The sequence below is a fragment of the Bradyrhizobium sp. USDA 3311 genome, assembly GCF_054062495.1.
On sequence record NZ_JBSSFI010000001.1, the window covers coordinates 8049133 to 8071993 of the forward strand.

Genomic DNA, 22861 nt, shown 5'->3' on the forward strand with positions numbered 1-22861 from the left:
CGAAGACGCCGCGATAATAGCCCAGACAGCGCCCTCGTGATATCGTCACGGCCCAAAACAGATCACGGACAAGGCCCCTACTCCGCCGCAATCGGCATCTCGTCCATATGCTCGTGCAGCACCACGCCGGCGAGCGGATCGAATTCGCCGGTCCACGGCTTTCGTGCGAGCACGGACCTCGTGTGGGCATAGCCGGCATGCCAGCGCCGCGTAATGCCCGACGGGCTGAAGTCGATGTCCTTGGTATGGGTCTCGCGGTCGAGCTGCGGCGCCAGCAGCCGCACGACATGCATGCGGGTCGGACAGCCGTAGCTCATCAGCTCCCTCACCGCGGGATCGCTGCGCTCGTTCTCGGGCAGACGCGCGGCGAGCTGGTTGATGACGTGGCGCAGGCGATGGGCCTGCTGCTGGCGGACGATCTGGCTCGCGATCCGGCTGGAATACATCACATCCTTGTGCCGGTTCAGCACCTCCGCCATCGTGGTTGGCTCGGCGCCGACCGGATTCCACAGATGCACGGAGAAGATCAGCGAATCCCTGCGCGGATTGTCGTCGAACACCGCTTCCGTCGGTGTGTTCGAGAGAATGCCCCCGTCCCAATAGAGTTCGCCATCGATGCGCACCGCCGGGAAGGCCGGCGGCAATGCGCCGGAGGCCATGACATGTTTCACCGTCAGCTCGCCGTCGCGGCTGTCGAAATAGCGCATTTCGCTGGTGCCGACATGGGCCGCTCCGACCGTCAGGCGCGGCGCGCAGCGATTGGCGAGGTCGAAATCGACCAGCTCGCTCAGCGTCTTCTCCAGCGGCGCGGTCGAATAGAAACCGGCGTGATCGGCGCCCAGCGGGTAGGTATCCCCGGCATGCGCCAGCGGGTTGGGCCGGAAGAAGCCGGGAATGCCGTGGGTCACGGTCGACCAATAGGCGAGCTTCTCGTTGAAGTCGGGAAACGCAGTGCGCCAGTTCCAGACCGGATTCTGCTCCATCCGCTTCCAGAATTCCTTCAGGCGCGCCAGCCGATGCTCCGGCGCATTGCCCGCGATGAGGCTCGCATTGATGGCGCCGATCGAGGTGCCGATGATCCAGTCCGGCTCGATGCCGGCCTCGTGCAGCGCCTGGTAGACGCCGGCCTGGTAGGAGCCGAGCGCGCCGCCGCCCTGCAGCACGAGGACGACCTGACCCGGCAGGTCCATGCTCTTTCGTTGCCCGTTGTCCCGCATGCCGTTCATGTCTCGCTCCTGTCGGGCCTATGGTTATCATTCGTCAGGCGTAAGGCTATTGTTACGTCTTGCCATTTTTCGCGATTGCCGGGTCTTTTGGAAATGCCGCTTGGCTTCCGAAACCATACGCACGCGCTATGGCGGCCAGGATATCATTCCCTGTCCCGATCGGTTAGATTTCCGGCCGATCCTGCCGGGAGCCGATCCATGGAAATGCACCAGGTCCGCTATTTCCTCGCGGTGGCGCAGCTTTTGAATTTCACGCGCGCCGCCGAGGAGTGCAACGTCACGCAGCCCTCGCTGACGCGCGCGATCAAGCAGCTCGAGGCCGAGCTGGGCGGCGACCTGTTTCGCCGCGAACGGCCGGCGGCGCAACTGACCGAGCTCGGCCAGCGCATGCATCCGCTGCTGAAGCAGTGCTATGACGCCGCCGCCGGTGCGCGCTCGCTCGCCTCCTCGTTCAAGAGTGGTGAGGTCGGCGCGCTCCGCGTTGCGCTGACGCATTCGGTCGACCTGGCGCTGCTCATCCCGCACCTCAACGAGATCAGGCGGCAGTTCAACCGGCTCGAATTCCGCTTCCTGCGCGGGACGAGCCGCGAGGTCGCAGAATTCCTGAAGAAGGGCGAGGCCGAGCTCGGCATCGCCGCCGAGATCGACGAGGCCTGGGAACGGCTCGACGTCTGGCCGCTGTTCACCGAGGCGTTCGATCTCATCGTCAGCAGGGAGCACCGGCTTGCCGAGCACGACACGATCGAGCCGGACGACCTGCGCGCGGAACAATTGCTCGGCCGCAGCTATTGCGAGCATTCCAAGCGCATCGCAGCGAGCCTGCGCGAGCACGGCATCGATGTCGATCACGGCCACGAGATTTCGAGCGAACGCGATCTGATCGAGCTGGTGGAGGCCGATATCGGCATCGCCATGATGCCCCACACCTCGCCCGTGCCGGAGAGCCTGAAACGCGCTGCGGTTGCCGGCCTCGATGCCCGCCGCACCGTCAGCCTCTATGGCGTCGCCGGCCGCCAGCGCACGGCGGTGGCCAACGCCGTGATGCGCATGCTGCGCTGTGCGGACTGGCGGGCGATTGCGGGGTAGCCGCGAGAACGATCGCTGCTCTTCTTCCTTCTCCCCTTGTGGGAGAAGGTGGCGCGAAGCGCCGGATGAGGGGTATGTCTCCTTAAACTCAGCTCAGCGTTGGAGGAGAGAGACCCCTCGCCCGTCTCGCCGCTATGCGGCGAGCCACCCTCTCCCACAAGGGGAGCGGGGAAGAAAACGCGAGCCTCAGTTCTCCCGGCCCGCGCTCTCCAGCGCCTCGAGCAGATCGTCGATCTCCATGCGCTTGCGGAAATCGGGATCGACGAAGCGGGCCCTGACGATGCCGTCGCGACCGACCACGAACACCGCCGGGATCGGCAGCATCCAGCCGTCATTGCCGTGGAATTTCGCCATGTCCTGATAGGACAACAGGCGCTGGATCTCGGCGCCGAGCCAGATCGCGAGATTGAGCGACAGCGCATAGCCGTTGTCGAGATCGGTCAGGATCGGAAATGGCGCACCGGAATCGGCCTTGATCTGCCGCGTGTATTCCTGCGTCTCCGGCATGATCGCAACGACCTGCGCGCCCATCGCCTTGACACGGTCCTGCGCCTGCACCACGGCGCGCACATTGAGCCGGCAATAGGGGCACCAGTGGCCGCGGAAGAACATCACCGCGACGGGGCCTTGCGCCAGCAGCGCGGGCAACGTCACGAGACGCCCCGTCTCGTCCGGCAGCATGAATAGCGGCATCGGATCGCCCGGACGCGGCGCGGTCTCGCCGCCGCCGTTCCCGTTCAATCGCGCCACCAGGCGATCGACCGCCTCGCCATAGGCCGGAAACACCTGGCGGCTTGCGTCGGCATACGCGAGGAGCTGCTCGTTCAGGGTTCCCTCCATCTCGCGGCAGCGGTGGAAGGCAAGCTTGAGCTGCTCGGCGTCAGCTGGTGAGAGAGAGGTCATCTTCCGCTCCGGCGTTCGAAGGGCGAATATTGGGTTCCTGGTTCGGCCGCCCGCAAGGGGCGGCCGTTACGCGAGGGCCGGTTCAGTTCACGTAGAAATTGCCGGTGGGGTCGAGCCGGCCGGACGCGGAGTACAGCGTGCCGTTGTCCATGAAGAAGACGGTGTTGTCGGGCACCTTCTTGGCGTGCTTCATCATCACGTCGTGGTTCTTCTCGGCCGGGGCCATGGCCATCGCCGACATCTTGCCGGGCCCGCCATAGACATAGGCCATGCCCGCCTTCAAATCCCAGGCCGCTTCCGAGAAGGCCGAGGTGGCGATCACCGCGAAGGCGGCGGTAAAAATCAGAGTCTTGGACACTTTCGTCATGAGATGCTCCTCCGGATTGACGTGAACGCCCGCCAATCGGGCGCCCTGCCATCGGACGCCGGATACTCCGGAAGCGGAAATGCCGATGCCCAATCGGTTCGATAGCCGCCGCGCATCAACATAGCGCAAGGCTATCACATCGAAAGCAAGCCGGTATTTCAACCTCGACGCGATCTCGACGAAGCTCCTGCCATAGCCGGCGACCAGCGAGGTTGCGGCCAACAGAGGAGAGTTCCCATGTTCAAGCAGCACATGTTGTCGCGCCTGGTCTGGTCGGGCGCAGCCGTTCTCGGTGCACTGACATTTGCGGCGCAGCCGGCGCTCGCGGGCGAATGTCCTGTCGACAAGATCAAGCCGAACGCGCGCCAGATGGTCGACTATAAGCCGGTCGGCGTCACCGACGTCACGCTCGGCGCCATCGACCTCGGCAAGCAGCCGGCGCATATCGAGGGCCGCGAGCTGCGCTTCCGCAAGCTCACCATCGAGCCCGGCGGCATCGTGCCCTGGCACAGCCACGACGACCGTCCTGCCCTGATCTTCGTGCAGCAGGGCGAGATCGTCGAGTACGCGTCCAACTGCGTCGATCCGATCGTGCACAAGGCCGGCGACATCCGCCCCGAGGTATCAGGCACCTCGCACTGGTGGAAGAACCTCGGCAAGGAAACCGTCATTCTCTATGTCGGCGACGTCCGCAGGGACCCTAATGACCACCACATGTGACGCGCGCTTGAACAGGCCGCCGTTCCGGGGCGATGCGTAGCATCGAACTACGGTGCGCAATTTGCGCACCTGGGAACCTCGAGATTCCGGGTCTGGTGCACCGAGCCGCACTTTGCGGTCCCGTCCGCACCAGCCCGGAATGACAGATCAACGGAGAGCCGTGCCATGACCGATCTTTCCGCGTCGATCAAACCGGCCGCGATGACGATGAACGCGCATTCCCCGGGCCTTGCGCTTCGTTCGCTCGTCATCGGCCTCACCGCCTTCCTGACCGTCGTCGATCTCTTCGCGACGCAGGCGATCCTGCCCTCGCTGGCGCGCCATTACGGCGTCACGCCGGCGGCGATGGGCTTTGCCGTCAACGCCAGCACCTTCGGCATGGCGATTGCTAGCCTCGTCGTCGGCTTCTTCAGCCCGCATATCAACCGGCGGACCGGCATCCTGCTCAGCCTCACGCTGCTGGCGGTGCCTACGAGCCTGCTGGCGATCGCGCCAAATCTTGGCGTCTTCACCGCCTTGCGGATCGCGCAGGGCCTGTGCATGGCATCTGCCTTCGCGCTCACCCTCGCCTATCTCGGCGAGCAATGCAGCGCGATGGACGCCGGCGGCGCGTTTGCCGCCTACATCACCGGCAATGTCGCCAGCAACCTCGTCGGCCGGCTGATCTCGGCGGCGGTCGCCGACGGCCTCGGTCTCGCCTGGAATTTCTATTTCTTCGCGGCGCTCAACTTCGCCGGCGCGGCGCTGGTCTATTTCACCATCAGGCGCGTGCAGCCGATGCATGCCATGACGCCGGCGGGCCCGCCGCTTGTCGCCATGATCGCGCATTGGCGCAATCCGCGGCTGCGCGCCACCTACGGCATCGGCTTCTGCATCCTGTTCGCCTTCATCGGCACCTTCACATTCGTCAATTTCGTGCTGGTCCGGCCGCCGCTGTCGCTCGGCATGATGGATCTGGGTCTCGTCTATTTCGTCTTCCTGCCGTCGGTCGTCACGACGTTGCTCGCCGGCAGGGTGGCCTCGCGGCTCGGGACGCGGCCGACAATATGGGGCTCGCTCGCCGTCGCCGGACTGGGCCTGCCGCTGATGCTGGCACCGCATCTGGGCGAAGTGCTCATCGGCATGGTTCTGGTCGGTGTCGGAACATTCTTCGCGCAGGCCGCCGCGACCGGCTTCGTCGGACAGGCCGCCACCGACAACCGCGGCGTCGCCAGCGGAACCTATCTTGCCTGCTACTTCTGCGGCGGGCTGATCGGCACGGCCGTGCTCGGGCGACTGTTCGACAGTTTCGGCTGGCACGCCTGCGTCGCCGGTGTCGGCGTGGCCCTCGCGGCCGCGGCCATGCTCACATTCGCCCTGAAGCGCTAGCGCTTGACCGGCGCTTCCTGCGGCGGCTCGTCGTCGGCGATCGCGCGCCACGCCGCTCCGTCGAGATCGTCGTACTGGCCGCTCCTGAGCGACCAGAGGAAGGCGACGAGACCGGCGCCTCCGAGCATCAACGCCAGCGGAACCAGGATGACCAGGATTTCCATCACACGATCTCCCGCGAGTCGCTGCGGGCGCGCAGCGAATTCAGCATGACCAGGATCGACGATCCGCTCATGGCGGCAGCGGCAATCAGGGGCGTCACGACGCCGCTGATCGCAACCGGCACCGCGAGGACGTTATAGCCGATGGCAAGCCAGAGGTTCTGCCGCATCAGGTGCAGCGCCTTGCGCGCGGAATCGATCGCGGCGACGACAGGAGCCAGCGGCCGGCCGAGGAAGACGAGATCGGCGGTGGCCTGGCTGAGATGCGCCGCCGAGATCGGCGACATCGAGACGTGGGCGGCCGCCAGCGAGGGCGCGTCGTTCACGCCGTCGCCGACCATCAGCACTCTTGCTCCGCGCCGCTTCAATTCCTCGATCCGCGCGATCTTGTCGGCCGGCGTGACGCCGGCACGCCATTCCGGAATGGCGAGCGCATGGGCCGCGGCCTTCACCGCCGGCTCGCGGTCGCCGGAGAGGATCTCGATGCCGATGTTGCGCGCCTTCAGCGCCGCGATCACGGCCTGAGCGTCCGGACGCAGGCCCTGACGCACCCAAAGGATGAATTTTTCGGCTCCCTTGCTGAAAGCCACGATGGAGGCTTCGGGATCGAGCCTCGTCCCGTCGCCGACCAGCGCCTCGGCGCCGCAGAAGGACGGACGGCCAAGGCGGATCTCGGCGCCGTCGACGACTGCGCGCACGCCCTGCCCGGCCTCCTCGACCGCGCCGACGATCGGCGACCTGGCGCCGGCGGCCTGCGCCACCGCGGCGGCAACCGGATGATGGCTCGACAGCGCGAGGCGGCCGGCGAGTTCGAAGATATCGGCGGGAATGTCAGCCGCGTTCATCACTTCGAGGTCGGGCAGCGTCAGCGTGCCGGTCTTGTCGAAGATGACGTGGTCGGCTTCCGCCAGCCGCTCGATCGCATCGCCCGAGTTGAGCAGCACGCCGGACTTGAACATCGCGCCCGAGGCCACCGTCTGCACCGTCGGAATCGCGAGCCCAAGCGCGCAGGGACAGGTGATGATCAGCACGGCAACGCCGGTCACGATCGCATCATGCCAGGACGCACCCGCGATGACCCAGCCCAAAATGGTGATGAGCGCGGTCGCATGCACCACCGGCGCGTAGAGCCGCGAGGCGCGGTCGGCGAGCCGCATGTAGCGCGAGCGTGCCTGGAGCGCGTTGTCGAGCAGCCGCGCGATCTCGGCGAGCAGCGTCGCTTCGGAGGCCGCAGAAACGCGCACCCGCAACGTGCCGGAGATATTCATGGAGCCGGCATAGACCGGCGTGCCCTGCTCGGCCGTGACATAGAGCGTCTCGCCGGTGATCAGGCTCTGGTCGATCTCGGAACGCCCCTCGATCACTGTGCCGTCGACCGCACAGCGCTCGCCGGGCCGCAGCAGCACGATGTCGCCAGGACTGATCGCAGCGACGGGCACCTGTGAAATCTCGTCGGGCCCGACGAACTTGGCCGCCGTCTCCGCCTTCAGCGCGGCGAGATTGCCGGCGACCGCGCGCGTCCGCCGCCGCATGTTCTGGTCAAGGAAGCGGCCGACCAGCAGGAATGTCAGCAGCATGATCGCCGCGTCGAAATAGGCGTGCTCGGCATGGTGGATGGTTTCGACCACGGACATGCCGAGCGCGAGGATCACGCCGATCGAGATCGGGACGTCCATGTTGGTCGTCTTGGCCGACAGCGCGCGCCAAGCCGAGCGGAAGAACGGCTGGCCGGCATAGGCCGCCGCCGGCAGCGCGATCAGCGCCGACAGCCAGTGGAAGAAGTCGCGCTGCTCGGGCAGCATGTCCGAGACGTTGCCCGACCATACCGGGATCGACAGCATCATCACGTTCATGGTGGCGAACGCCGCAACGCCGAGGCAGCGCAGCAGGAAGCGCGATTCGGCGACCTCGGCCACTTCGGCGCTCTCGGTCTCGAACGGATAGGCCTTGTAGCCGAGCTCTTCGAGCCGGTCGATGAAACGGCCCGGGTCGAGCGTGCCCGCTTTCCATTCCAGCGCGACGCGGCGGTCGGTGAGATTCACGCGCGCCAGCGTGACGTCGGGGATGGCGGACAATCCGCGCTCGATCTTGGCCATGCAGCCGGCGCAGTGAACCCCCTCGACCGCGAGATCGATGTGCTTGATACCCTCGCCCGCGGTCCGGACGTAGTGCGAGAAATCCCGCGTGACGTGCATGACGACGTCCTCAGTTCAGGATCACGCGGTTGCGCGACAGGAATACGCGCGTCCCCCGCGCCTCGCCCTCGATCACCAGGTCCCACTGGCCCGGCGCGACGGAGGCGGCACTGCCGCGATAGATGCCGATGCCTGCCTCCGAGAGCTCGACCGAAAGATCGGCGCGCTTGTCGGTCGGTCGCTCGAGCCGGCCGCCGAACTTCAATCCGGACACCGGCTGGCCGCTGGCATCGCGTGCCTCGACCTGAAGCACGGCGCCGCCATCGGTCCCGCGCTCGATATGGGCGTTGACCTTCCATTTGCGCGCGGCCTGGTCCTGCGCCGCCGAGATCTCGCGATCATAGGTGAGACCCGCGGCATAGGGGCTGTCGACGTCGGTGCCGGGCAGCGTCGCGATCGCGAGCTTCATCATGGTCACGTTGACGCCGATCACGACGCCGAAGAAGGCGACCAGCATCAGGAAGACTTTTGTTCCGGTCAGCGGCTTGGAGGCCATGGCTGTCTCCTGATCCTAGGGCGCGACGAAATTATCGGTGGCGGACGCGACCTCGCCGAGCCCGATATCGGTGACGTGGAAGCGAACCGGGATCGACTTCTCGGGATTGGTCTCCGCCGGCGCGGTGACCAGCAGGCGCAGCTCGCTGGTGGAGTCGCGGGGGATCACGATCATCGGCCGGTCCGGCGTCACCGAATCGACGCCGATGACGTGAACCGTCAAATTGGCCGGACCGTTCGCGTCGATCGCGATGACGCGGTCGTAGCCGCTCTTGTTGAGCAGCCGAACCGTGTAGGCGTTGCGGATCGAGCCGTCGCTGAGCTTGACCGCGACCGGATTGCGGTCGTGCAGCACGTTGACGTCGAGCAGGCTGCGCGTCGCCAGCGTATAGATCATGAAGCCGCCGATGGCCGCGATGATCGCGCTGTAGACCACGGTGCGCGCCCGGACGATCCGATAGATCGGCGCCTTGCCTTCCTGGCGGCGATGGATGTTGATGTCGTTGTCATAGCCGATCAGCCGCTTCGGCCGGCCGATCTTGGTCATCACGTTGTCGCAGGCGTCGATGCAGAGGCCGCACTGGATGCATTCCATCTGCGGTCCGTTGCGGATGTCGATGCCGGTCGGGCACACCGCGACGCACTGGTAGCAATCGACGCAATCGCCGACCTGCTGGCCGAGCGCGCGCAGCTCGGCCGCCTTCTTCACCGAGGTGCGCTTCTCGCCGCGGTCGTAGCGGTAGGTGACGTTGAGCGCCCATTCGTCGGTGAGCGCTGCCTGGATCCGCGGCCACGGGCACATATAGGTGCAGACCTGCTCGCGCATGTAGCCGGCCAGCAGATAGGTCGTCGCGGTGAGGATGCCGATCCAGATATAGGCGATCATCGGCCCCTGGAAGGTCACGAGTTCCTTCACCAGGGTCGGCGCGTCGTTGAAATAGAGCACCCAGGCGCCGCCGGTCCACCAGGCGATCAGCAGCCAGATCGAATGCTTGAGCACGATCTCGGAGATGCGCTCGAGCTTCATCGGATCGGACGATTTGTCCTTCTTCATCCGCTCGCGGCGGTCGCCTTCGATCAGGCGTTCGACGGCGTAGAACAGGTCGGTCCAGACGGTCTGCGGACAGAGATAGCCGCACCAGATCCGGCCGCCGATGGAGTTCATCAAAAACAGCGCCACCGCGGCGACGATCAGCAGGCCGGTGAAGTAGTAGACCTCCTGCGGCCACAGCTCGATGAAGAAGAAATAGAAGCGGCTGTTGGGAAGATCGATCAGCACCGCCTGGCTGGGCGCGCCAAGGCCGCGATTCCAGCGCACGAACGGCAGGAAGTAGTAAACGCCGAGGCAGAACGCCATCAGGCCCCATTTGATCCGGCGGAACGTGCCGGAGACGCTCTGGGGATAGACCTTCTTACGGGCTGCGTAGAGCGGCCCGACGTCATCTTCCGATGTGAGGTCTTTCGGGTTCACGGTCTTGTTCATCGCCTGAAACTTTTCGAGGAGGTGCGATTAAACCTAGACCCGACGTCGCCGCGTCAGTTGATCCAGCTCAAACGGGGGCACTTTTGTTCGCCCCCGTTTGCCGCGGATCTGCTATTTTCCACCGCCCAGCGAGTGGACGTAGACCGCCATCGCCTTGATGGTGGAGGGATCCAGCCGCCCTTCCCAGGCCGGCATGACGCCGGCGCGGCCCTGGCTGATGGTCTCGATCAGGGCAGCCTCGTCCGAGCCATAGAGCCAGATCTTGTCGGTCAGGTTCGGTGCGCCCATTTCCTGGTTGCCCTTGCCGCCGTCGCCGTGGCAGGCGACGCAATTCTCGACGAAGATCTTCTCGCCCTTGGCGGCGTCGTAACCCTTGCGGGTCGGCAGCCCCGACAGCGACCGCACGTAATTGGCGACCGTGACGATCTCGTCACCCTTCAGCACGCCGTCCTTGCCGAAGGCGAGCATCTGGCCCTCGTGCGTCTTGGCGTGGCCGGAACGCGCGCCGAACTGGATGGTCTGCATGATCTGGTCGAGCGTGCCGCCCCACAGCCAGTCGTCGTCGTTCAGGTTCGGGAAGCCCTTGGCGCCGGCGCCGCCGGAGCCGTGGCACGGCGCGCAATTGTCGCCGAACACGGTCTTGCCCTTGGCGCGCGCAAGCGCCAGCAGGGCCGGGTCCTTCTCGATGTCGGCGAGCGAGGCCGCGCCGAGCGCCGCCATCTTGTCGCCCCTGATCTTCTCGAGATTGGCGAGCTCGACCGCGACGTCGGCGCGCGAGGAGTAGCCGAACAGGCCCGTGGTATTGCTGGAGATCAGCGGCCAGGCCGGATACACGATCCAGTAGCCGATCGCCCAGACGATGGTGAGGTAGAAGCAGATCACCCACCAGCGCGGCAGCGGCGTGTTGAGCTCCTTGATGCCGTCCCACTCATGTCCGGTCGTCGTCTTGCCGGAGACAGAATCGAATTCGCTATGATCGGTCATGGTCTCTCACTCCTCCCGCAACGGCAGGTGTGCTGCTTCGTCGAACGCAGCCTTGTTACGGGGCCAAAATGCGTAGGCGATGATCGCGAGAAAGATCGCGACGAACACCGGCGTCCAGATCGTGGTCACGAGACCGGACGCGAGATTGTCGAGGGTCAGGATGGCTTTCATCGTTGATGCCTTCTCAGCGAAGATTGGCTTTCTCGTTGTAGATCTTGAAGTCGACCAGCGTGCCGAGCATCTGCAGATACGCGATCAGCGCGTCCATCTCGGTCGGCGTTCCGGTCTTGCCGTCGAAGTTGCGCACCACGGCCTTGGCGTAGCGCTTGTTGAAGGCGTCGGCGCCGGCATTGTCCGGATCGGCCTGGGCCTTCAGATCGGCGCTCGCGTTGGCGATCTGGTCGTCCGTGTAGGGCACGCCGACGGTCCTCAGCGTACGCATGTGGTCGGCGATGGTGTCCGGATCGACTTCGGTTGCGCTGAGGAACGGATATCCCGGCATCACCGACTGCGGCACGATCGCGCGCGGGTTGGTCAGATGGGTGACGTGCCAGTCGTCGGAGTACTTGGCGCCGACGCGGGCGAGGTCCGGACCGGTGCGCTTGGAGCCCCACTGGAACGGATGGTCGAACATGCTCTCGGCGGCCAGCGAGAAGTGGCCGTAGCGCTCGACCTCGTCGCGCAGCGGCCGGATCATCTGCGAATGGCAGAGATAGCAGCCTTCGCGGACGTAGACGTTGCGGCCGGCGAGCTCCAGCGGCGTATAGGGCCTCACTCCGTCGACCTTCTCGATCGTGCTCTTGAGGTAGAACAACGGAGTGATCTCGACGAGGCCGCCGATCGCGATCACCAAGAGGATGCCGACGATCAGGATGATCGAGTTCTTTTCGAAGACTTGGTGGCGTGTCCAGAACGACATTGCTTTAGCTCCTCATTCCGCCGGCTGAAGAGCGACGGGCATCTGGACTTCCGCCTCGCCGACGCGAACGGTCATCCAGAGATTGTAGGCCATGATCAGCGCGCCGATCAGGAACAGCCCGCCGCCGGCAGCACGGATGATGTAGAAGGGATGCATCGCCTCGACGGTCTCGATGAAGGAATATTCGAGGAAGCCGAGCGAGGTGTAGGCGCGCCACATCAGGCCCTGGAGGATGCCGGACACCCACATCGCCGAGATGTAGAGAACGATGCCGAGGGTCGCGACCCAGAAGTGCCAGTTGACGAGCTTCAGGCTGTAGAGGCCCTTGCGATTCCAGGCCCACGGCACCAGGCAGTACAGCGCGCCGAAGGAGACGAAGCCGACCCAGCCGAGCGCGCCGGAGTGGACGTGGCCGATGGTCCAGTCGGTGTAGTGGCTGAGCGAGTTGACCACCTTGATCGACATCATCGGGCCTTCGAAGGTCGACATGCCGTAGAAGGCGACGGAGACCACGAGCATGCGCAGCACGGGGTCGGTGCGCAGCTTGTCCCAGGCGCCCGACAGCGTCATCAGGCCGTTGATCATGCCGCCCCAGGAGGGCATCCACAGCATGATCGAGAAGGTCATGCCGAGCGTCTGCGTCCAGTCGGGCAGCGCCGTGTAGTGCAGATGGTGCGGACCTGCCCAGATGTAGAGGAAGATCAGCGCCCAGAAGTGGATGATCGACAGGCGGTAGGAATAGATCGGCCGCTCGGCGCGCTTCGGGATGAAGTAGTACATGATGGCGAGGAAGCCGGCGGTCAGGAAGAAGCCGACCGCGTTATGGCCGTACCACCACTGGAACATCGCATCCTGAATGCCGCCCCAGGCGACGTAGGACTTCGAGCCGAACACCGAGACGGGAAGCGCGGGGTTGTTGCCGAGATGCAGTACCGCGATCGTCACGATGAAGGCGAGATAGAACCAGTTCGCGACGAAGATGTGCGGTTCCTTGCGCTTGATGATGGTGGCGAGGAAGACGAGCAGATAGACGACCCAGACGATGGTCAGCCACAGGTCGGCGTACCATTCCGGCTCGGCATATTCCTTCGACTGGGTGACGCCGAGCAGATAGCCGGTGCCCGCGACCAGGATGAAGAAGTTGTAGCCGACCACGACGAACCAGGGCGCGAGATCGCCGGCAAGGCGCACGCGGCAGGACTTCTGCACGACGTAGAAGGATGTCGCGATCAGCACGTTGCCGCCGAAGGCGAAGATCACGGCAGAGGTGTGCAGCGGACGCAGGCGGCCGAAACTGATCCAGGGCAGATCGAAGTTCAGCGCAGGCCAGGCCAGCTGCGAGGCGATGATGAGGCCGACGAGGAAGCCGGCAATGCCCCAGAACATCGCCATGAAGGAGGAGAACTTGATCGGCCCCATGTTGTAGTTGGGACGGCCGTTGATCTCCGCCGGCGGCAGCGCCGCGGGGCGCTCGAAGTAGCGGTTGACGATGCAGAACACCGCAGCCACGCTCGCCGCCGCGCTGAGCGCGGCGTGGAAGGCGAAGGGCGCGTCGAGCGCCTTGGCCGCGGCGATCACGCAGAGGAAGGCGGTGGCTGCGAACACGACAGCCAGGCCGCTTTCACCGATGGTCATGGATTTGGAGATGGAGGGCTGGCTCATGCGGATTCTCTCTGAAAGAACACAGCGCCAGAAACCACATTCACCCTCGCGGGGAATTGATTGAAATCAAGATAGGTGGATTTCTGTTAATGTGAGGCTTTCGCGGATCAGAGAGCCATATCAATCGCCTGCGGCCGGCGCCGCGCGCGCGGCGACCGATCGCTTCCGTGAAATCACAGAGTTTGAAATCGCGGGAACTGGAGGCCCCGTCAGTCGCGCGCGGTCGCCTTGAGCGCCGCGATGACGTCCTCGCGGGCGATGATGCCGACGAGCTTCTGCGCGCCGTCGAGCACGATGATGCTCCTGATGCGGTGCTCCACCATGATCTGGAGCACGCGCGTCAGCCGCGTGTCGGGGCTGACATAGATGAACTCCGGCGTCATGACGTCGCCGATCTTGCGGCTCATCAGGTCATGATAGCGCGGCAGCATCTGGCTCGGCGTGAAGGCGAAGCATTTCAGGATGTCGAACTTGGTGACGATGCCGACCACCTGTCCGTCGTCCTCGACCGGATAGGAATTGAAATCGTCGCGCTCGAACATCTCGCTGAGCTCGAGCATGTCGATGTCACGTTGCACCGTCTTGACGTTGCGCGTCATGTAGCCGTCGACGGTCTGCTCAAGAAATCTGTACACGGCGCGTCCTCCTCGAATAGCTTTTGGCCGAACGGCCGTCAGTGCGACAGCAACACGCTACGGGCGGATTGAGTGACCAGATACTGGGTGACGCCTCCCAGGATCAGCTCGCGAAACCGCGAATGTCCATAGGCGCCCGCCACGATCAGGCCGGCTCCGACGTCGCCGGCGACCTGCTCCAGTTGCGCGGCGGCGGGTTCGTCTCCCGCAGCCTCCGAGACGCGCGCGGTCGCGGTGACGCCGTGGCGGGCGAGCCAGGCGGCAACGTCGGTGACGCCGGCCAACACGGCCGAGCGGTCGTCGTCGCGCTCCGGAATTGCTGCGATGGTGACGTCCCTCGCCTTGCGCAGCATCGGCAGCGCGTCCGCCACCGCCCGCCGTGCCTCCGGCGTATCCTTCCAGGCCACCAGCACGCTGCGCAGGTCGAGCCAGTTGGCCCCATCGGGGACGACGAGAAGCGGGCGGCCGGCCTGCATCACCAGATCCTTGGGGCTTGCGAGCGCGAAAGCGTCGGAGAAGGCCGGGCTCTGCCCGCCGCTGACGACGATGTCGGCGCAGCGCGCCTGCGCCAGGGCGAATCGCGCCGGAAAATCCATGGCGCTGCGCCACTCGGCATGCCCGCCGCGATTCCTGGTGGCCGCGCGGAATTGCGCCTCCAGAGCCGCCAGCCGTCGCCTGACGGACGCTTCGCCCTCGTCGATCAGTCCCTGGGCGGCGGCGCCGTCGGTGAAATAGAGCGGCGGGGCGAACTGCGCCGCGGCAACCCCGACGATGGCGGCCTCGAATCGCTCGGCGAGCTCGCCCGCGACCTGAAGACGCGCCTCGTTGGACTGGTCGAGCGCCAAGCTGACCATCACGGTCGCGTATGTCATTAGAATTCTCCGGGCAATGAACTGCTATGAAATCTAGCTGTGCCGGCGCGAGGCAGGATGAGATAGATCAAACCGTCGCCCACCCGGGACCACCGGCATTACGCCAATGGAATCAAACATCCGAACTTGCCTCCGGCCCGGGCTTGAGCGAAATTACCGCCGTGGTTGCGGCACCTGGGCCCGTGGCACGAGAATGGGAGTGACACCTTGGCGCCGACCCGCGTAACGCATCCGCCGGATGACGGCCGGGGCGAGCATTTCCGGGTCAGGATCGAGGGATTCGGCGTCGGCACCTGGGATCTCGACCTCAAGACCTGGGCGCTGGACTGGTCGGATACCGCGCGGACCCTGCTCGGAATCGGGCAGGACCAGCCGGCGAGCTACGACCTCTTCCTGTCACGCCTCGAGCCCGACGACCGCGAGCGCGTGGAGAGCGCGATCAAGCGCGTCTCCGAACGCGGTGGCGGCTTCGACGTGTCCTTCAGGGTCGCCGGCACCTCCAACGCAGGACAGTGGATTCGCGCCCGGGCCGGACTCATTCGGGACGAAGCCGGCACCGCCCGCCATCTCAGCGGCATCTTTCTCGATATCGACGAGGAGAAGCAGGTCGAGGGTGCGCTCCGTACCCGCGAGAACCACCTCCGCTCGATCCTCCACACAATTCCCGACGCCATGATCGTCATCGACGGCCACGGCATCATCCAGCTGTTCAGCACCGCCGCCGAGCGCCTGTTCGGCTGGTCCGAGCTCGAGGCGATCGGCCAGAACGTCAACATCCTGATGCCGGAGCCCGACCGCTCCCGGCATGACAGCTACATTTCGCGTTACCGCACCACGAGCGATCCCCACATCATCGGCATCGGGCGCATCGTGACCGGCAAGCGCCGCGACGGCACCACCTTCCCGATGCACCTGTCGATCGGCGAGATGCAGTCCGGCGGCGAGCCCTATTTTACCGGTTTCGTCCGCGATCTCACCGAGCACCAGCAGACCCAGGCGCGTCTCCAGGAACTGCAATCCGAGCTCGTCCACGTCTCCAGGCTGAGCGCCATGGGCGAAATGGCGTCCGCGCTCGCGCACGAGCTCAACCAGCCGCTGGCGGCGATCAGCAACTACATGAAGGGCTCGCGGCGGCTGCTTGCCGGCAGCAGTGATCCGATCACACCGAAGGTCGAAAGCGCCCTGGACCGCGCCGCCGAGCAGGCGCTGCGCGCCGGCCAGATCATCCGGCGCCTGCGCGACTTCGTTGCCCGCGGCGAATCGGAGAAGCGGGTCGAGAGTCTCTCCAAGCTGATCGAGGAGGCCGGCGCGCTCGGGCTTGCCGGCGCGCGCGAGCAGAACGTGCAGCTCCGCTTCAGTCTCGATCCGGGCGCCGATCTCGTTCTCGCCGACCGGGTGCAGATCCAGCAGGTCCTGGTCAACCTGTTCCGCAACGCGCTGGAAGCGATGGCTCAGTCGCAGCGACGCGAGCTCGTCGTCACCAACACCCCCGCCGCCGACGACATGATCGAGGTCGAAGTGTCCGACACCGGCAGCGGTTTCCAGGACGACGTCATTCCGAACCTGTTTCAGACTTTCTTCACCACCAAGGACACCGGCATGGGCGTGGGACTGTCCATCAGCCGCTCGATCATCGAAGCTCACGGCGGGCGCATGTGGGCCGAGAGCAACGCATCGGGCGGGGCGACCTTCCGCTTCACCCTCCCGGCAGCCGACGAGAATTGATGCATGACGACCAAGGGACATATCTACGTCATCGACGACGACGCGGCGATGCGGGATTCGCTGAATTTCCTGCTGGATTCTGCCGGCTTCGGCGTCACGCTGTTTGACGACGCGCAAGCCTTTCTCGACGCCCTGCCGGGTCTCTCCTTCGGCTGCGTCGTCTCCGACGTGCGCATGCCGGGCCTTGACGGCATCGAGCTGTTGAAGCGGATGAAGGCGCAGCAAAGCCCCTTTCCGATCCTCATCATGACCGGTCACGGCGACGTGCCGCTCGCGGTCGAGGCGATGAAGTTAGGGGCGGTCGACTTTCTGGAAAAGCCTTTCGAGGACGACCGCCTCACCGCCATGATCGAATCGGCGATCCGCCAGGCCGAGCCGGCCGCCAAGAGCGAGGCCGTCGCGCAGGATATCGCCGCCCGCGTCGCCTCGTTGAGCCCCAGGGAGCGCCAGGTCATGGAAGGGCTGATCGCCGGCCTTTCCAACAAGCTGATCGCCCGCGAGTACGACATCAGCCCGCGCACCATCGAGGTGTATCGGGCCAACGTCATGACCAAGATGCAGGCCAACAGCCTTTCGGAGCTGGTTCGCCTCGCGATGCGCGCCGGCATGCTCAACGATTGAGCCAAGTCAAGGCCCTTGCCGGATGCTGTGCTAGCCATGCAGCATGATCGAGGTCAGTTCACATCACGAGCGGCTGCCGTCCTCCACAAAACCCACCGTCTTTGTGGTCGATGATGACGCCGCAGTCCTGGGATCCCTGCGGTTCCTGCTGGAAACCGACGGCTTTGCCGTGCGGACCTTCAGGAGCGGCACGGCGCTGCTCAATGCCGGCGGCGCGCCCGGGGCCGACTGCTACGTGATCGACTACAAGATGCCCGACATCAATGGAATCGAGCTCGCCAGCCGCCTGCGTAAATCGGACGGCGAAACGCCCGTGATCCTGATCACCGGCTATCCGGACGAAAACATCTCGACCCGGGCCGCCGCGGCCGGCGTAAAAGACGTGGTTTTGAAGCCGCTTCTCGACGAAAACCTGCTCAAGCGTATCCGCCGCGCCATCCAGGACCGGCCTCGGGCGTGACCTACGGGGTTCTACGTAAGGCACCCCCCTTAAGATATCGCTCGAAATTTTCGAACCTCCCGATACCGCGTACCAATGCGTCATCACAACGGAGATGGCGCAGATGCTGACCCAGACACTCAAGACCCAGGTGATCAACACCCAAATCGGTGGCAAGATTGCCCCGCCCCATCAGGTGTCCGACCAGTTCGGTGCGATCACGGGCCATGTTGGCCTCGTCGCCACCGAATTCTCCTACCGCAAGGACGAGGAGATCTATGGCGAGGACGAGCCGGCCGAATATGTCTACCAGGTCGTCACCGGGGCCGTGCGCAGCTACAAGCTTCTCTCCGACGGCCGCCGCCAGATCGGCGCCTTCCATCTTCCCGGCGACGTGTTCGGCCTCGAATCCGGCCCCAGCCACCGTCTTGCCGCCGAAGCCATCATCGACACCAGCGTGCGCCTCGTGAAACGCTCGAGCCTCGAGAAGGCCGCCGGCATCGACGTGCAGGTTGCCCGCAAGCTCTGGGCGATGACCGCCGGCGAACTTCGCCACGCCGAGGATCACATGCTGCTGCTCGGCCGCAAGACCGCGATGGAGCGCGTCGCGACCTTCCTGCTCGAAATGGACCGCCGTCTCGCCGTTGCCGGCATGATGGCGCTGCCGATGTGCCGCCGCGATATCGGCGACTATCTCGGCCTCACCCTCGAAACCGTGTCGCGCGCGCTGTCGCAGCTTCACACCCAGGGCATTCTCGGCTTCTCCGGCGCCCGCCAGATCGTGCTGCGCAACCGCCAGCGCCTGCACAATCTCGACGCCTGATCGTCTTCCTCCCCACCCACTTGGCCGGCCGAACCCGTTTCGGCCGTCCATTTCTTTTGCGGTTCAGAGCGTGGTGCGCCGGGTCTCCGGCATCACGAGGAGGATCAAAAGGAGCCCTGTCGCGGCAACGCCGGACAGGCCGATGAAGGCGGTGGCGTTGCCGAACTTGTCGCTGACATAGCCGCCGAGCGCCGTGCTCAGCGACGCACCGATCCCGGTCGCAGTGCCGACGATGCCCTGCGCCAGATTGAAGTGACCGCTGCCGAAGGCGACGTCGGCGACGATCAGCGGAATCATCACCGCGAACACCGCCGCGGTGATGCCGTCGAACACCTGCACCGCGACCAGCAGATATGGATCGCGCACGGTCGCGAACAGCAGGCCGCGGATCACCAGCGCGCCGAATCCGATCAGCAGCAGCGGCCTGCGGCCCCACGCTTGCGCCTTGCGCCCGACGGTTGGCGACAATAGCGCCACGATCGCCTGCGGGACGACGATGCAAAAGGCGACCAGCACCGTCGCCCACTGGCTCGACCGCGCCGTCACCGCGCTCGCCATCAGCGGCATCATCGCGGCGTTTGCGAGCTGCAACAACAGCACACTGAGCGCGAAGACGATCAGCGGCCGCTGCCGGATCAGATGCCAGACATTGGTGTCGCCGCGATCCTGCGCCTCGCGCGGCATCTCGCCGTGGCAGCGCGCGATATCGACCTCCTCCTCGCGGATGCGCGACAGCGCGATCAGGGTGGGGATCGCGAGCAGGAACGTGACCAGGAAGACCGAGCGGCTCGACAGCAGATAGCCGGCCGTGCCCATCACGGCGGCGGCAACGCCATTGCCGAGGGAGGCAAACCGCGCGTTGCGGCCGAGCCGCTCGCCGATCGCGAGCGGACCGACGAGGCCGAGGCTGATCGCGGCGATCGCCGGGCCCAGCACGCAGCTCGCCGCCGCATGCAGCGTCGCGGCGGTCACGACCACGGGGAAGATCGGCATGGCGGCATAGGCGAGCGCGCAGCCGCCGATGGTCGCGATGGCAAGGGCGGCGACCAGCCGCTCGGATTTTGCCGCGTCGATGATCGCCCCGCCCGGCATCTGCCCGATCAGGGCGACGATGCCGCCGATCGACAGCACGAGGCCGATCTGGCCCTGCGTCCATTTTTCCGTCGTCAGATAAACCGCGATGAAGGGGCCGAAGCCGGTCTGCACGTCGGCGAGGAAGAAGATGAACCAGTCGAGGCCGCGCAGGCTCCGGCGCGACGGTGCCGGAAGACCTGCGGCCGACGGCGCTGCAACGTTGTCCTGTTCAACGCCGCGAGCGCGATCCTCGGCTGCTTGGTTCGGCTTTCTCGACAACAGCACCGGCGGCCATCCCTCCCCGCGCCTCACTGAATCGCTTGCAGCGGTTGCAGGCTCCCGGATGCGCCGAGCACCACCATCGGCGTGTCTTCCTTGTATTCCGGCGCGGCCGCAACCTGCGCCTTGGTCAATTCCAGCGTGATGCTGTCCTTCTTGTTGGCGATCTTGCCGAACCGCATCGCGTTCCAGTCCACCACGATCTTGCGGCTGCCGACGCCGAGGAAGCCGCCGAAATCGATCACGGCGGCACGCACGTGCCCGCTCCGATCGACGATGACGTCGACGATGCGGCCCATGTCCTCGTTCGCGGCGCTGAGCACGTCGCGGCCGAGCACGCCGTGCGCATCGCTCGCGCCGATGATGGTCACCGACGGCGGCGGCGCGGCATCCTTCGGCGTGACTTGCACCGCCGAGGCCGGCGGCTGGGCCGTCGCCGGCGCGTTCGCTTCGCTTCGCGGTGTACTTGGCGCCACGGGCTGTTCCTCCGCGGCGCGCGATACCGCGACCGTCCATCCCGCGACGATCGCGACGCTCAAGGCCAACCATCCGGCGGTACGCATGAACCCTCCTCGCGGCGCGCCGTCAGCGCGCCAGCACGATCGACACCTGTATCTGTCCGCGCGTGCGCAATACCTCCAGCGCCACGTCTTCGCCGTGGCGGCTGACGCGCAGGTCCACGCTGGACTCGCCCAGACGCAGATCGTGCACGATGACCTCGTTCAGAAACGCCGGCAGATGCGGATTGCGCAGGCGGATCTCGCCGCGCGCCACGTCGAACTCGATGCCCAGCGCCGCCTCCAGCAGCGTGAACGGCGTCGCGCTGGCCCAGGCCTGCGGCGCGCAGGCGACCGGATAGAGCGTCGGACCGCGCCGCTTCTCGCGCCGGAAGCCGCAGAACAATTCGGGCAGCCGGCGCAGATCCATGTAGGTCGCGGCGTCGAACAGCCCCCTGAAGACATGCGCCACCGAATGCTTGAGCCCGTAGCGCGCGAGCCCGAGCGCAATCAGCGCGTTGTCGTGCGGCCAGATCGAGCCGTCATGATAGGACATCGGATTGTAGCGCACCTCGCCCTGCGCGACCGTGCGGATGCCCCAGCCCGAGAAAAAATGCGGCTGCATCAGGTCGGCGGCGACGAGACGGGCGCGGTCCTCGCGAATCATGCCGCTGAACAGGATCTGCCCGGCATTCGAGGTCCGCACCTTGCAGGGCCGCTTGTCGCCGTCGAGGGCAAGCGCGTAGGTGCCGAGCTCCTCGCACCAGAACGCCTGCTCGAAGCGCGCGGCCAGCGCCTTGGCCTCGGCCTCGAGCTTGCGCACGCGGTCCGGCTTGCCGAGCCGCAGCGCGCAACGCGCGGCAAGCTGCTTGGCCGCATAGACGTAGCCCTGGACTTCGGCGAGGGCGATATTGCCCTCCGCGAGCCGGCCGTCGGCATGGAAGATCGCATCGTAGGAATCCTTCCAGCCCTGGTTGGCCAACCCCTTCTCCGTCGCGCGCTGGTATTCGACGAACCCGTCCTGATCGGGATCGCCGGGACCGTCGATCCACGCCAGCCCGGCCTCGATCGCGGGCCACAGCTCGATCAACGTCGCCTCGTCGCCGGTGCGCTCGAAATAGCTTCCGGCGAGCAGCACGAACAAGGCGGTCGAATCCACGCTGCCGTAATATTGCGAGAACGGCACCTCGCGCAGCGCCGCCATTTCGCCGCCGCGCATCTCGTGCAGGATCTTTCCGGGCGCGGCATCGGCGAGCGGATCGATCGCCTTCGCCTGGAAATGCGCCAGCCGCCGCAGCACGCCCTTGGCGACCCGCGGGTCCACCCAGAGCATCTGGAGCGCGGTGATCAGGCCGTCGCGGCCGAAGGTCGTCGAGTACCAGGGAATGCCGGCATAGGGATAACGGCCCTGCGGCGTCTCCGTCATCAGCATGTTGAGGTCGGCCATGGCCTGGCACAGCACCTCGTTGAAGATGTTGTTGGAGGTCTCGATGCTGGCCGCGCCCATGGTCGAGTGGCGCATCTCGCGGCGGTGGGCCAGCAGACCCCTGAAGAAGCGCGTCGGCTTCTCCGCCACCGGCCGGTTGCAGGACGCAGCCACGAACAGCGATTTCGACTGATGCGGATCGAGCTCGAGCTGCCAGGTGGCGGCGTTGACGGACAGCCGCGTCGGACGCGGGTCGAAATGCAGGCCGGTGGTGCGCTCGGCATCGTCGAGGCCGCGATATTCGAACAGGACGTCGGTCGGCCCGAGCAGGCGGCTGGCGCCGGTCCCGCGGCGCGGGCGCCGCTCGCCGCGGACCTCGAACAGATCGGCAAAATCATTGTCGAACAGCAGCGTCAGCTCGAAGCCGGCCGGCCGGTCGCCGTGGTTCTGCACGCCGATGCGCTGATAGGCGGTGCCGCGCCACAGGAAGATCGTGCGCACGATGTGCAGCAGGTCCTTTTGCAGCGCGAGGCTGCCCTGACGGTAGATGTCGGGGTTGGTCAGATCGACGGTCAGCGCCGAATTGTCGTCGCGCAGGTTGGAGCCGAGCAGCAGGGGCTGGAGATCGTCGAGCACGAGCTCCAGCCGCGCGAGGTAGCGCGTGTCATGGTGAAACAGGCCGTCCGGCCCGCCGGCCGATGCACCGATGTCGCCATGGCTGTCGAGCACGATGAAGGTGTCGTCGTGCTTGAGCGAGCGCCGCGGCCGCGCCGACGGCCCCGTCATCGGGATATAGAACGGCTGCTCCGCGACCTGCTCCACGGTCCGCGCCACAGAGACGAACTTGGTGACGACTTCGGCTGCCATGAGCTGCTCCCCTGCGCCTGTTTGGAAACGCAAC

At 65.7% G+C, this 22861-nt stretch carries 23 protein-coding genes; 7 read left to right on the top strand and 16 right to left on the bottom strand.

All coding sequences use genetic code 11. The features are described from left to right. Window positions 1-77: 77 nt before the first annotated feature. Window positions 78-1226 (bottom strand): patatin-like phospholipase family protein, encoded by a 1149-nt coding sequence (locus tag ACVWW6_RS38355; protein ID WP_456682585.1) that lies wholly within the window; start codon window positions 1224-1226, stop codon window positions 78-80. Window positions 1227-1424: 198 nt separating this feature from the next. On the opposite strand from ACVWW6_RS38355, the gene ACVWW6_RS38360 reads away from it, so the two are divergent. Further along, window positions 1425-2312, top strand: coding sequence for a LysR family transcriptional regulator (locus tag ACVWW6_RS38360; protein ID WP_456682586.1), 888 nt, complete (start codon window positions 1425-1427; stop codon window positions 2310-2312). Between the two features lie 186 nt (window positions 2313-2498). Here the strand turns inward: ACVWW6_RS38360 and ACVWW6_RS38365 are convergent, their stop codons facing one another. Together ACVWW6_RS38365 and ACVWW6_RS38370 are read right to left on the bottom strand one after the other, a co-directional pair. Then, window positions 2499-3215: a peroxiredoxin-like family protein gene (locus ACVWW6_RS38365; protein WP_456682587.1), complete on the bottom strand. Its 717-nt coding sequence runs from the start codon at window positions 3213-3215 to the stop codon at window positions 2499-2501. 82 nt (window positions 3216-3297) lie between these two features. Then, window positions 3298-3582, bottom strand: a complete 285-nt coding sequence (locus ACVWW6_RS38370; protein WP_028174767.1) for a hypothetical protein — start codon at window positions 3580-3582, stop codon at window positions 3298-3300. A gap of 237 nt (window positions 3583-3819) precedes the next feature. Between ACVWW6_RS38370 and ACVWW6_RS38375 the strand changes: the two genes are divergently transcribed. Then, a complete protein-coding gene (locus ACVWW6_RS38375) occupies window positions 3820-4302 on the top strand; it encodes a cupin domain-containing protein (protein ID WP_456682588.1) in 483 nt (160 codons plus the stop codon). 165 nt (window positions 4303-4467) lie between these two features. After that, window positions 4468-5670, top strand: a complete 1203-nt coding sequence (locus ACVWW6_RS38380; RefSeq protein WP_456682589.1) for an MFS transporter — start codon at window positions 4468-4470, stop codon at window positions 5668-5670. Here the strand turns inward: ACVWW6_RS38380 and ccoS are convergent. The 10 genes from ccoS to ACVWW6_RS38430 all read right to left on the bottom strand — a co-directional run bounded on the left by ccoS (window position 5667) and on the right by ACVWW6_RS38430 (window position 15076). After that, complete coding sequence (ccoS, locus tag ACVWW6_RS38385; RefSeq protein WP_008138466.1) at window positions 5667-5834, bottom strand: cbb3-type cytochrome oxidase assembly protein CcoS; 168 nt, start codon at window positions 5832-5834, stop codon at window positions 5667-5669. The genes ACVWW6_RS38380 and ccoS overlap by 4 nt on opposite strands. Then, entirely contained in the window at window positions 5834-8026 is a 2193-nt protein-coding gene (locus ACVWW6_RS38390; RefSeq protein ID WP_456682590.1) for a cation-translocating P-type ATPase, read from the bottom strand. The genes ccoS and ACVWW6_RS38390 overlap by 1 nt, the downstream gene beginning before the upstream one ends. A gap of 10 nt (window positions 8027-8036) precedes the next feature. Next, window positions 8037-8522, bottom strand: a complete 486-nt coding sequence (locus ACVWW6_RS38395; RefSeq protein WP_060910999.1) for a FixH family protein — start codon at window positions 8520-8522, stop codon at window positions 8037-8039. Between the two features lie 15 nt (window positions 8523-8537). Then, on the bottom strand, window positions 8538-10004 hold the full coding sequence (gene ccoG / locus ACVWW6_RS38400) for a cytochrome c oxidase accessory protein CcoG (protein WP_011085552.1): 1467 nt from the start codon (window positions 10002-10004) through the stop codon (window positions 8538-8540). A 111-nt stretch (window positions 10005-10115) separates the two neighbouring features. Then, window positions 10116-10988 carry a cytochrome-c oxidase, cbb3-type subunit III gene (gene ccoP, locus ACVWW6_RS38405; protein ID WP_028174762.1) on the bottom strand — a complete coding sequence of 291 codons (873 nt, stop codon included), beginning with the start codon at window positions 10986-10988 and terminating at the stop codon, window positions 10116-10118. Between the two features lie 6 nt (window positions 10989-10994). Further along, complete coding sequence (locus ACVWW6_RS38410) at window positions 10995-11159, bottom strand: CcoQ/FixQ family Cbb3-type cytochrome c oxidase assembly chaperone (RefSeq protein ID WP_015687703.1); 165 nt, start codon at window positions 11157-11159, stop codon at window positions 10995-10997. 13 nt (window positions 11160-11172) lie between these two features. Next, entirely contained in the window at window positions 11173-11907 is a 735-nt protein-coding gene (gene ccoO / locus ACVWW6_RS38415; protein ID WP_011085549.1) for a cytochrome-c oxidase, cbb3-type subunit II, read from the bottom strand. A 12-nt stretch (window positions 11908-11919) separates the two neighbouring features. Beyond that, a complete protein-coding gene (gene ccoN, locus ACVWW6_RS38420; RefSeq protein WP_092185853.1) occupies window positions 11920-13569 on the bottom strand; it encodes a cytochrome-c oxidase, cbb3-type subunit I in 1650 nt (549 codons plus the stop codon). A gap of 209 nt (window positions 13570-13778) precedes the next feature. Then, a complete protein-coding gene (locus tag ACVWW6_RS38425; RefSeq protein ID WP_011085547.1) occupies window positions 13779-14204 on the bottom strand; it encodes a CBS domain-containing protein in 426 nt (141 codons plus the stop codon). Window positions 14205-14242: 38 nt separating this feature from the next. Then, window positions 14243-15076: a universal stress protein gene (locus tag ACVWW6_RS38430; RefSeq protein WP_304551437.1), complete on the bottom strand. Its 834-nt coding sequence runs from the start codon at window positions 15074-15076 to the stop codon at window positions 14243-14245. 207 nt (window positions 15077-15283) lie between these two features. Between ACVWW6_RS38430 and fixL the strand changes: the two genes are divergently transcribed. The 4 genes from fixL to ACVWW6_RS38450 all read left to right on the top strand — a co-directional run bounded on the left by fixL (window position 15284) and on the right by ACVWW6_RS38450 (window position 18684). Next, window positions 15284-16801, top strand: coding sequence for a sensor protein FixL (gene fixL, locus ACVWW6_RS38435; protein WP_456682591.1), 1518 nt, complete (start codon window positions 15284-15286; stop codon window positions 16799-16801). Between the two features lie 3 nt (window positions 16802-16804). Further along, a complete protein-coding gene (gene fixJ, locus ACVWW6_RS38440) occupies window positions 16805-17422 on the top strand; it encodes a response regulator FixJ (protein WP_011085544.1) in 618 nt (205 codons plus the stop codon). Window positions 17423-17465: 43 nt separating this feature from the next. Next, on the top strand, window positions 17466-17882 hold the full coding sequence (locus ACVWW6_RS38445; RefSeq protein ID WP_011085543.1) for a response regulator: 417 nt from the start codon (window positions 17466-17468) through the stop codon (window positions 17880-17882). 103 nt (window positions 17883-17985) lie between these two features. Beyond that, entirely contained in the window at window positions 17986-18684 is a 699-nt protein-coding gene (locus tag ACVWW6_RS38450) for a helix-turn-helix domain-containing protein (RefSeq protein ID WP_028174758.1), read from the top strand. Between the two features lie 63 nt (window positions 18685-18747). Here ACVWW6_RS38450 and ACVWW6_RS38455 read toward each other — a convergent pair whose 3' ends face one another. Genes ACVWW6_RS38455 through ACVWW6_RS38465 form a run of 3 tightly spaced genes read right to left on the bottom strand, consistent with a single transcriptional unit; the run spans window position 18748 to window position 22827 of the window. Then, on the bottom strand, window positions 18748-20043 hold the full coding sequence (locus ACVWW6_RS38455; protein WP_038965827.1) for an MFS transporter: 1296 nt from the start codon (window positions 20041-20043) through the stop codon (window positions 18748-18750). A gap of 23 nt (window positions 20044-20066) precedes the next feature. Further along, window positions 20067-20600: a PRC-barrel domain-containing protein gene (locus ACVWW6_RS38460; RefSeq protein WP_028174756.1), complete on the bottom strand. Its 534-nt coding sequence runs from the start codon at window positions 20598-20600 to the stop codon at window positions 20067-20069. A 22-nt stretch (window positions 20601-20622) separates the two neighbouring features. Beyond that, entirely contained in the window at window positions 20623-22827 is a 2205-nt protein-coding gene (locus tag ACVWW6_RS38465; RefSeq protein ID WP_456682592.1) for an amylo-alpha-1,6-glucosidase, read from the bottom strand. Window positions 22828-22861 lie beyond the last annotated feature (34 nt).